Annotated in this window: 12 protein-coding genes and 1 pseudogene; all 13 read right to left on the bottom strand. The window is 72.5% G+C overall.

All coding sequences use genetic code 11. The annotated features are described in order from the left end of the window. Positions 1-176, bottom strand: a pseudogene (locus Q4D18_RS05025) (IMP dehydrogenase); the annotation flags it as partial. Between the two features lie 172 nt (positions 177-348). After that, entirely contained in the window at positions 349-936 is a 588-nt protein-coding gene (locus tag Q4D18_RS05020; RefSeq protein ID WP_303126299.1) for a GNAT family N-acetyltransferase, read from the bottom strand. Between the two features lie 60 nt (positions 937-996). Continuing rightward, positions 997-1,446, bottom strand: a complete 450-nt coding sequence (locus Q4D18_RS05015; RefSeq protein WP_303126297.1) for a hypothetical protein — start codon at positions 1,444-1,446, stop codon at positions 997-999. A gap of 54 nt (positions 1,447-1,500) precedes the next feature. Beyond that, positions 1,501-2,667, bottom strand: coding sequence for a Fic family protein (locus tag Q4D18_RS05010; protein WP_303126296.1), 1,167 nt, complete (start codon positions 2,665-2,667; stop codon positions 1,501-1,503). A 33-nt stretch (positions 2,668-2,700) separates the two neighbouring features. After that, complete coding sequence (locus Q4D18_RS05005; RefSeq protein ID WP_303126295.1) at positions 2,701-3,201, bottom strand: HD domain-containing protein; 501 nt, start codon at positions 3,199-3,201, stop codon at positions 2,701-2,703. Positions 3,202-3,275: 74 nt separating this feature from the next. Continuing rightward, the gene (locus tag Q4D18_RS05000; protein WP_303126293.1) at positions 3,276-4,928 is read right to left on the bottom strand and encodes an RNA-binding domain-containing protein; all 1,653 of its coding nucleotides are present in this window, start codon (positions 4,926-4,928) and stop codon (positions 3,276-3,278) included. Between the two features lie 112 nt (positions 4,929-5,040). After that, positions 5,041-5,547: an RES domain-containing protein gene (locus tag Q4D18_RS04995; RefSeq protein WP_303126291.1), complete on the bottom strand. Its 507-nt coding sequence runs from the start codon at positions 5,545-5,547 to the stop codon at positions 5,041-5,043. Between the two features lie 116 nt (positions 5,548-5,663). After that, a complete protein-coding gene (locus tag Q4D18_RS04990; RefSeq protein ID WP_303126290.1) occupies positions 5,664-6,020 on the bottom strand; it encodes a DUF6176 family protein in 357 nt (118 codons plus the stop codon). Positions 6,021-6,068: 48 nt separating this feature from the next. Next, a complete protein-coding gene (locus tag Q4D18_RS04985; protein ID WP_303126288.1) occupies positions 6,069-6,578 on the bottom strand; it encodes a hypothetical protein in 510 nt (169 codons plus the stop codon). 11 nt (positions 6,579-6,589) lie between these two features. After that, entirely contained in the window at positions 6,590-7,006 is a 417-nt protein-coding gene (locus tag Q4D18_RS04980; protein WP_303126287.1) for a type II toxin-antitoxin system VapC family toxin, read from the bottom strand. After that, a complete protein-coding gene (locus Q4D18_RS04975) occupies positions 7,003-7,236 on the bottom strand; it encodes a toxin-antitoxin system (RefSeq protein ID WP_303126286.1) in 234 nt (77 codons plus the stop codon). Before Q4D18_RS04975 ends, Q4D18_RS04980 begins: the two co-directional genes overlap by 4 nt. Before the next feature lie 94 nt (positions 7,237-7,330). Then, the gene (locus tag Q4D18_RS04970; protein WP_303126285.1) at positions 7,331-7,510 is read right to left on the bottom strand and encodes a hypothetical protein; all 180 of its coding nucleotides are present in this window, start codon (positions 7,508-7,510) and stop codon (positions 7,331-7,333) included. A gap of 23 nt (positions 7,511-7,533) precedes the next feature. Then, on the bottom strand, positions 7,534-8,319 hold the full coding sequence (locus tag Q4D18_RS04965) for an alpha/beta fold hydrolase (RefSeq protein ID WP_303126284.1): 786 nt from the start codon (positions 8,317-8,319) through the stop codon (positions 7,534-7,536). Between the last annotated feature and the right edge of the window lie 83 nt (positions 8,320-8,402).

Below are 8,402 nucleotides of genomic sequence, written 5' to 3'. Positions count from 1 at the left end.
TCGTGGCCCATGCGGCGGTGGTCCACCTCGTTGTGGCCGCGGTAGGGCCACAGGTCCGAGCCGCACACGCACGCGGCGGCCAGCTTGAGGACCACGTCTGTGGGCTTCTCGACGCGCGGGGTCTCCACGGTCTCCACGACGACGTCGCCCGGCGCCCGCATGACGACGGCCTTCATGGTGGCGGGGATCTCGAGGGCGGTGGGGGTGGGCGTCTCGGTGGTCATGAGGTGTCCTCTCGTCAGGTCCAGGGAATGTCGCGGAGAAGTCTCCCCCGCGGCACCGCGTGAGGGCGACGGCTCGGCGTCGCCAGCGACGATGGCGTCGCCGTCGTTGTGTGCCCCGGCCCGGTCAGCCCCGCGCGCGGAACTCGGAGGCGAGCATCGCGTAGGTGATGCCGTCGATCCACCCGCGGGTCAGGTGCAGGGACTCCCCCCGGAAGGTGCCCTCGTGGCGCAGCCCCGCCTTCTCCATCACGCGAAGGCTGGGCGCGTTGTCCGCGAAGGCGTGGGCCTCCACGCGCCGCACGCCCAGGCCGGCGAAGGCGAGCCCCAGCAGGGCGCCGGCGAGCTCGGTGGCGTAGCCCCGTCCGGCGTGAGCCGGGTCGATGGTCCACCCGATCTCCGCCTGCGCGTTCCGGGCCTCCTCGCGTGGCCCGCCCTGGCTCCACGCGTCCTGCGCGGCCAGCTTCCCGACGCCGACGACGTCGCCCGCCGCGTCCCGCACCGTGAGCCGGTCGCCGGCGGTGAGGTACTGCTCCCGCAGCTCGTCGGCCGAGCCGGCCCGCCCTGACGTCCACGTCCAGACCTCCTCGAGGCGGCAGAAGGCGAAGACGGCGGCCGCATCGTCAGCGGCGAACGGGGTGAGCGTCAGGCGCTCGGTGCGCAACGGGAAGGCGACGCCGCGGCGCGCGGCGAGGTCGAGGAGGGGCGTGGCCATGGGGTCACGGTAGCGGCACGGGTGAGGGGGACGGAGCGCTGTGACCTGCGGAGCCGCGACTCACCAGGTGTGCGGACCGAGGTCCTCGAGGATCTCCAGGTCGAGGAGCCATCCGTCTGGGCGGGGAGTCTCGGGAAGCACCGGCTCGTAGGCCGCGGTGAACACGACCTCTCCCTCCCCGATCGCGGCCTCCTCCTCCGGTTCAGAGGCTGCCAGGTCCGCGTGGCCGGGGACGCGGTCGATCTCCGCGAGCCGGCCCGTGGGCCACACCTCGTGGACGCGCCTGACTAGGGCCCGCACCCGCCGCAGCGGAGTGGACCCGGCGGGACCGCCGTCGTCGTGGTGGGTGAGGATCCAGTCGACGGAGGTCCGAGACCCTGGCCGGCCCGTCTGCACGGAGGGCTGCAGGACCAGCTCGTGGATCGCCCCGGTGACGATCGGGTCCCCGCAGCATTCCTGCTCCCAGTCGCAGAGGTGGGCGCGGCCGACGGCACGGGCGGTGATGTCCATGGTCGGGACACTACCCACGGCACTGGGGTCAGGCAGCCAGGTGGACGACCCCCGTCAGCCCCGCCGCCCCGCCCGCGCGGCGAACTCGTCGAGGCAGGCGAGCACCTCGGTGGCCAGCCACACCCGGTTGCGCCGCTGTGCGTTCAGGGGCTGCAGAGCGCCGACCTCGACGAGCTGGTCCACGGCCCGCTGGGACGCCGGGCGGGAGACACCCAGCACCTGGGCAAGGTGGTCCACGGTCACGGCCGGCTGCGCGATGATCACCGCGAGCGCCCGCCAGACCGCCGCGTCCCGCCGGGCGGTGAGCCGCTCGCGCCAGCCGGTGAGGACCTCGTCCAGGTCGGTCACGAGCTGCCGGCCGTTGCCGACGGCGGCCAGCGCGGCCTGGGCGAAGCGGCTCACGATGGGTGCGGGGTCGCCGTCGCGGTAGGCGGTGAGGGCGTCGAAGTACCCGGCCATGTCTGTGAGGAGCCCGGCGGAGAGGGGCACTCCCATGCGGGTGATGGTGCCGGCGCGGTGCAGGACGGCGTGCACAAGAACCCGGCCTGTGCGCCCGTTGCCATCCGCGAACGGATGGATGGTCTCGAACTGGGCGTGGGCGATGGCCGCCTGCACGAGGGCGGGTACGTCCGTGCGCCGCAGGTAGGCGAAGAGGTCGTCCATGTCGGCGGGCAGGCGTTCCGGGTGGGGCGGAACGAAATGCGCCGTGTGCGGCGTGGGCGCCCCTCCCCCGATCCACCCCTGCACGTCGCGGTACGCGCCCGGGCGGGCGTGCTCCTGACCGTCCATGAGGGCCCGATGGGCGGCCAGCAGGGCGGCTTCGTCCAGCTCGGCGGCGAGTCTGGGGGCCGCGCCCATGGCTCTCACGTTCGCGGCCACGAGCGCCGCGTTCGGCCGGGTGCGTTCACCGAGGGTCGCCAGAGCCAAGGCCCGCGCGCCCGCGGTGATGTGCTCGATCTGCGAGGAGGACGCAGACTCGGTGCGCAAGAGCACCGCGTCGAGCGGGGCGATCTCTCCGGTGAGCCCCAGGAGGGCGTGGCTGAGCTCGGCGTCGAAGCGCACGACGGCGGCGGTCGCCTCCTCCGTCTCGGCCGCCAGGTCGGAGGGCAGCGGGAGGTCGAGCCCCGCGATCCGTGCGGGGAGGGCGGCGTGGTCCGGGTCCGCGACCCAGGGGCGTTGCTCCCATCCGACGGCCGTGCTGGTGGTCAGATCCGTGCCCACGTGAGCATCTTATGCAACGATCGGGCCGGTTCGTTACTCAACCGGTTGTGGCGGGTACGTCTGATGCTGCATCGCTCCCAGGGTCGCGCGGGCATGCGCGTACTTCGCGATGAGACGCTCCGCGGTGGCCGCATCCAGGAGGGCGAGTCGAGCAGAGTCCGTGTTGTCGTCCAGGTCCGCGTGCTTGACCGCGAGCGCGATCGGGTCGGCCCGCACGCGGGCGTAATAGGCGTACGGGCCCTCCCCCGGCCGGCGGGTCATCGCGTCGACGGCGGCCACCACCTCCGCCGGGAACTGCGCCCGCAGGTCGGCGAGGGTCACGCCGGTGTCCTCGACGACGTCATGCAGCCAGGCGACCGCCCGCGCCTGGTCCAGCCACCCCGGCGCGGCGTGCCGGGCCACGTAACCCACCACCCGCTCCGGGTGGTGGATGTACGGGCTCCCGGCCTTGTCCACCTGCCCCTCGTGCGCGCGCCGCGCGATCGCCTCGGCGCGCTCGGCCAGGCTCCCCGTCTCCGTGATCCGCTCGTCCATGGGCGTCCCCTTCCCTCGTTCCGGTGAGGCCCACGCTAGGGGCGCGAGCCGACACTATAGGGCCGGGCATACCGCTACGAGCCCGGGAGCACGTAGTGCGCTGCGCGCCGCTCCCCCCGCAGTTCGAGGAGACCCTCCTCCGTCATGCCTTTGAGCACCGCCCGCGCGGCCGTGGGAGCGATCTGGCACAGTTCCGCGGCTTTGCTACGGGTGATGGATCCGTATTCGCGGACGTAATCGGCGATCAACCGCCGCTGTTGGATTCGGTCGACCGGACGCAGGCGCAGGTAGGCGGCTCGGTCTTCGGACAGCTCGTAGAACCGCGCGGTCAGCATGTACCGCTGCGCCCGGCCGTTCCCCCGCGATTCCAGGACGCCGGCCTCGACGAGTGCGGTGGCAGCTCCGCGCACGTCCGCCACGGGCAGTCGGAGGCGGTCCGCTGTCTCTGCCGCCCCCGCAGGCCCCCCGTGCTTGATCTCGTGGACCACCCGCAGCTCGGTCAGGGTGAGTGCACGCTGGCCCTCGTTCTGCCGGCGGGCCAGAAAGATCAGCAGTTCCCTGTCCTCGTCACCCAAGGGGATGTCGACGATCACGGACCGCTGCGTGGAGCGTCCGTAGTCCGGCGCACCCCGGCCGGCTCGGAGCTGCGAGGCGAACATGTCCTGAACCCCCTTGCCCCGACGCTCGACGAGACCGGCGCGCTTGAACACGTTCGCCAGGGCAGGGCTGCGGGGAGCCGAGCGGTTCAGGATGTTGGCCGGTGAGACGTCACGGGGGAACCCGCCAGGGCTTGCGACGGAGAACGTGGACCCGGTGAGGGTCACCTGGATCGGCCCCACCTCGGCGTAATCGCGGTGCACAAGGGCATTGGCGATCGACTCGCGCCGCACACTCTCGGACAGCAGAGGTACATCCACTCGGACGAGACCCACCTCCACGGGTGTGACGGAGTTCCGCAGAGCCAAGCGGGCCTCGATCTCCTCGAACGCGTTCAACAGGGGAAGCAGCAGGTCCTCATTCGCTTCCACACCGTGGGGTCGGGAGTCCTGGAAGAGGACTTCCGCCGTGGGGGCCCACCTGCGCAGCGCATCCGACGTGCCGAAGACCAGCACCGCGCCGAGACTGATGCCGCCGTCCGGAGTGAGGAGGTCCAGCGTCCGCAGCAGTTCCGCATCCGTGAGCTCCGCAAGACCGCTGTCACCAGCCGACTGGCCGGCCAGTCGCCGGAACCGGTCGAACTCAGCCGGATCGAGGTGCCCCCACTCGGCCCCGCGCGCCTCCGCCCGGGCATAGTCCAGGCCGACGCCGTCGAACCCAGCCCGGAGGACGTCCATGGGTGTCATGGGCATGCACGCGGGGCGACCGTCCGGCCCCATGACACGCTTGACGAACAACCCCTTGCGCGTGCCGACGAACGACGACCTCGCCTGGGGCACGGTGATGACCGCCACGTCTTTGCCCTCCCAGGGGACCACCTCGACGTCCACGCTCAACGGTGGCTCGATGCCGTTCTGGATGCGTCCAGCCCAGAGGTCTGCGTCCACAGCACCGCCATGTTCGGCCGTCGTCCCGACGACGGTGCCGTCGTCGTCGACTCCGACGAGGATCCGGCCTCCCATGCCGTTGGCCATGCAGACGACGGCCTGGTAGAGGTCGTCCTTCCCCAGCCGACGTTTGAACTCGACGTCCAGGGTCTCGCCCGCAGCGAGGAGGGGTCCAAGGTCCATCTCATAAGTATCCATAGTTATGGAGCGATGAACCATCGTTCGCTCATGCTTGCCATAACTTTGAGCATCTTTGGTGCGCGGAACGCCCCCGTAGCTCCCCTCGCGCCCCCTTTCACCCCGCCGGGCGCAGCCGCTCCGCGGGCAGGGTCAAGGTGATGCTCGCGGCAGGGTCGATGCTCTTGGCGACCGCCCCGACGGCGCCGTCCACCGTGGGCGCGACCGTCACCTGCGTGCGCGTGACCTCCTTGATGCGCACCCGTGCTGGGTCGCCGACACCGTCGGCCGGGTCGAGCAGCCCGTGCGCGCCGGCCTCCTCCAGGCGGCCGCGGACCGCCCACGACGACGGCTCCTCCCCCGCCTCCACGGCCGGCTTCCACGGGGCCATGGCGTCGGCGAGGTCGACACCGAGGGCCGTGAGCGCGTCGGCGTCACGCAGGTCGACGATCCGTTCGGCCTGGACGTCGAAGGCCAGCAGCGCGCGCGGCGGGGTGGTCGTGTCCGTGTGGGCGACCATGGCCGCGTCCACCCCCTCCGGGGAGGAGCTCAGGTAGAGAGTGGGCGTCTCCGGCGGCGAGTACCGCCCGGCGGATCGGGAGCCGCGGAGGAGGCTATCGACCAACCGGGCGTCCACGGCGAGGTGGAACGTGCCGGCGACCGTGGCGGAGGGCGAGGAGGTCGTGCGGCCATCCTGTCCAGGAGGAGGACCGGCCGTAACCCGAGTTCAGTGCCCCTGCGTCACTCCCCCAGCGGACGCATGGCGGCCTCGACGCGCTCGGGGCTCATGTGCACCTCGGGAATGAGCAGCAGGCTGGGCTCGTGGGGGTCGATGCACTCGCGCCAGTAGGCGGCGTGGCGCTCGTCGAGCCAGTGGGTGGAGTCGCTGAGCTCGGCGCCGTCCTCGCCCTGGAGGGTGTACCACCACAGGTACAGGGCGTCCCCGACGGTCTCGGAGAAGATCGTCTCCACGTACATCCGCTCGGGTTCCAGGGTCTCCCGGAACGCCTCGGGGTTCTCCCGCAGGAATGCGATCCACTCGCGGGCGCGTTCCTCCTTGCCGGCTCGGACTCGGAACCTCTCCATCTCGATCCTCATGGCCGCCAGCCTACGGACCCTCGCGATGACGGCGGTAGGCACCGCCCCTCACCGCGCCAGGATCCAGCGGTCCTCGGGGCCGAAGACGTGGAGGTCGTCGCACGCGAAGCCGCGCAGCCACGGGGCGTGGTCCACCACGCGGAGGTACAAGCCGCGGTGCACGCCGGACTCGTCGCCGAGAGACGGGCTGAGCACATGCGCGGAGCCGTCGGGCGCGTGGCCGTGCCGCAGAACGGAGTCCGGGGCGTTCGCCTGGTCCAGCGTCGCCATGCGCAGCAGCGGGGCGACGGCGGGCGGGCACTCCCGCAGTCCCGCCGCCTCAACCGCCCGCCGCAGCTCGGGGAGGGTGCCGCCGTCGGGAAGGCCGAGATCGGCCAGCGTGCGCTCGACGACGGTCACGCGGGCTGGCGCGTCGACACGCATCCGCCGCTCGGCGACCAGGCGCTCAGCGGACTCGTTCATCGCGACCCCGGCGGCGCGCAGGCGGGCGAGGAGGTCGGCGGGGTCCTCGGGTGCGAGGTCGAGGGTGAGGGAGTCACCGGGGAGCAGGCGCGTCATGGGGGCGCCGATCACTCGAAGGGGTTGAGCAGCTCGACGCCGGCGTGCACGAAGTCCTTCACGTTGCGGGTGGCGCAGACCGCCCCGTGGGCGCGGCAGATCGCGGCGATCTGGGCGTCCGCCGTGGCGATCGGAAGTCCGCGCTCGCGCCGCCCCTGCAGGACCTCGGCGTACTGGTCGGCCGCGGCGGTGTCGAACGGCAGGACGAGCCCCTGGGCCTCGTAAGGGGCGGTGACGTCCCGGACGAGCGAGCACAGGCGGTCCTTCCGCGCACCCTCGGGCAGGCGTCGCACTCCGGCGAGGAGTTCTCCCAGGGTGATGGCCGTGATGGCGGTCTCCACGGTGAGGCCCCGGGCCCATGCCTCGACGTGCTGGTCACGGGCGGAGCGCATCAGCTCGGAGACGACGTTGGTGTCCAGGACGATCATCCGAAGTCGACCGCCCGGGCGTCGTCGCCCCGGGGCGGGATCTCCAGATCGTCGAGGCCGCCGACCTGGTCCGCGGCGGCCATGAACGCGACGGCGAGCGTGGGACGGCCGACCTCCCGGGTGAGGATGGCGCGCACCTCCGCCTCCATGGAGCGGTCGTGAGACCGGGCCTGGGCGGCGAGTCGCCGCTTCACGTCCTCATCGAGTCCGCGCACGATGATCGATGCCATGGCGGGTTCCTCCTTCTGAGCGACGGCTGCCTGATATCACCGGATGATAGCAAGTGCCTTCCTGGCTCTCACTCACGACGCCGACCGGTCTGCTTCACGCCTCGTCGGGCGCCCGGTCCTCCGCGATGGCGGTCAGACGGTCCACGTGGGCGGCCCAGCGGTCGGCGTCCCACGGGGGCAGGTTCTGCCCCGGGGCGCGCAGGCCAGCCTGCCCGTCGATCTGCTCCCGCAGGATGTCCGCGTGGCCGTCGTGGAGGATCTGCTTGTGGCCCATGGGGTGATCCTGCCGCAGATCAATCAGGCCGCGAACCCCCGCACGAGCTCAGCCACCCGCTCGGGCGCGTCCAGGTGCACGTCGTGCCCGGCGCCGGGCACCTGCACGTGCCGCACCTCCGGACGCCGCCGCATCTCGTCCAGCTCCCCGGCGGGCACGTATCCGTCCTCCCCGGTGATCAGCAGCGTGGGCGCGGCGATCCGCGCCCATTCCTCCCACCGGGCCCGCTCGTGGAGGGGCCGCAGGGCGGCCTCCAGCACGTCGACGTCGAAGCGCGGCACCCAGCCCGCGTCCGTCTCCTTGAGCCCCTCGGCCCACACCCGGGCGGCGGGTCCGCCGGCGTGGTGGGCGACGGCGTCGTCCGCGGTGGCGAAGGGGACGGGCCAAGCACGGAACCAGTCGATGACACCGGCAGTGGCCTCGGGCCCCTCCCCGCCGACGCCGCCCTCGATCAGCACGAGCCGCGCCACACGCGCCGGATGGGCGGCCGCGGTGAGCAGGGCGGTGTGCGCGCCCATGGACTGGCCCACCAGGGTGAACGTCTCCAGTCCCAGCGCGTCGGCCACGGCGACGACGTCGCCCACGTGGGTCTCGCGGCTCAGGTCCGCAGGGCGCCGGGTGCTGGCGCCGTGGCCGCGCTGGTCGAATGCGACGACCCGGCAGGTCCCGGCCAGGCGCTCGGCGACCTGCGCCCACTCCCCCGCGTACCCCGCCAGGCCGTGGAGGAGGAGGACCGCCGGCCCGGCGCCGCCGGAGTCGAGGACATGCAGGCGGGTGCCGTCGGAAGTGGTGACCTGCAGCGCCCTCATGCGCTCAGGCTAGTCATTGCGCCCGGGCGTCAGGTCGTGCAGGGCTACGAGGCTCGGCGCGGGCACTCCCTCTCCCGCCCGCC

Origin of the sequence: Micrococcus sp. (assembly GCF_030523875.1) — a bacterium.
GTDB lineage: Bacteria > Actinomycetota > Actinomycetes > Actinomycetales > Micrococcaceae > Micrococcus.
This window is presented reverse-complemented; position numbering and strand designations above follow the sequence as displayed.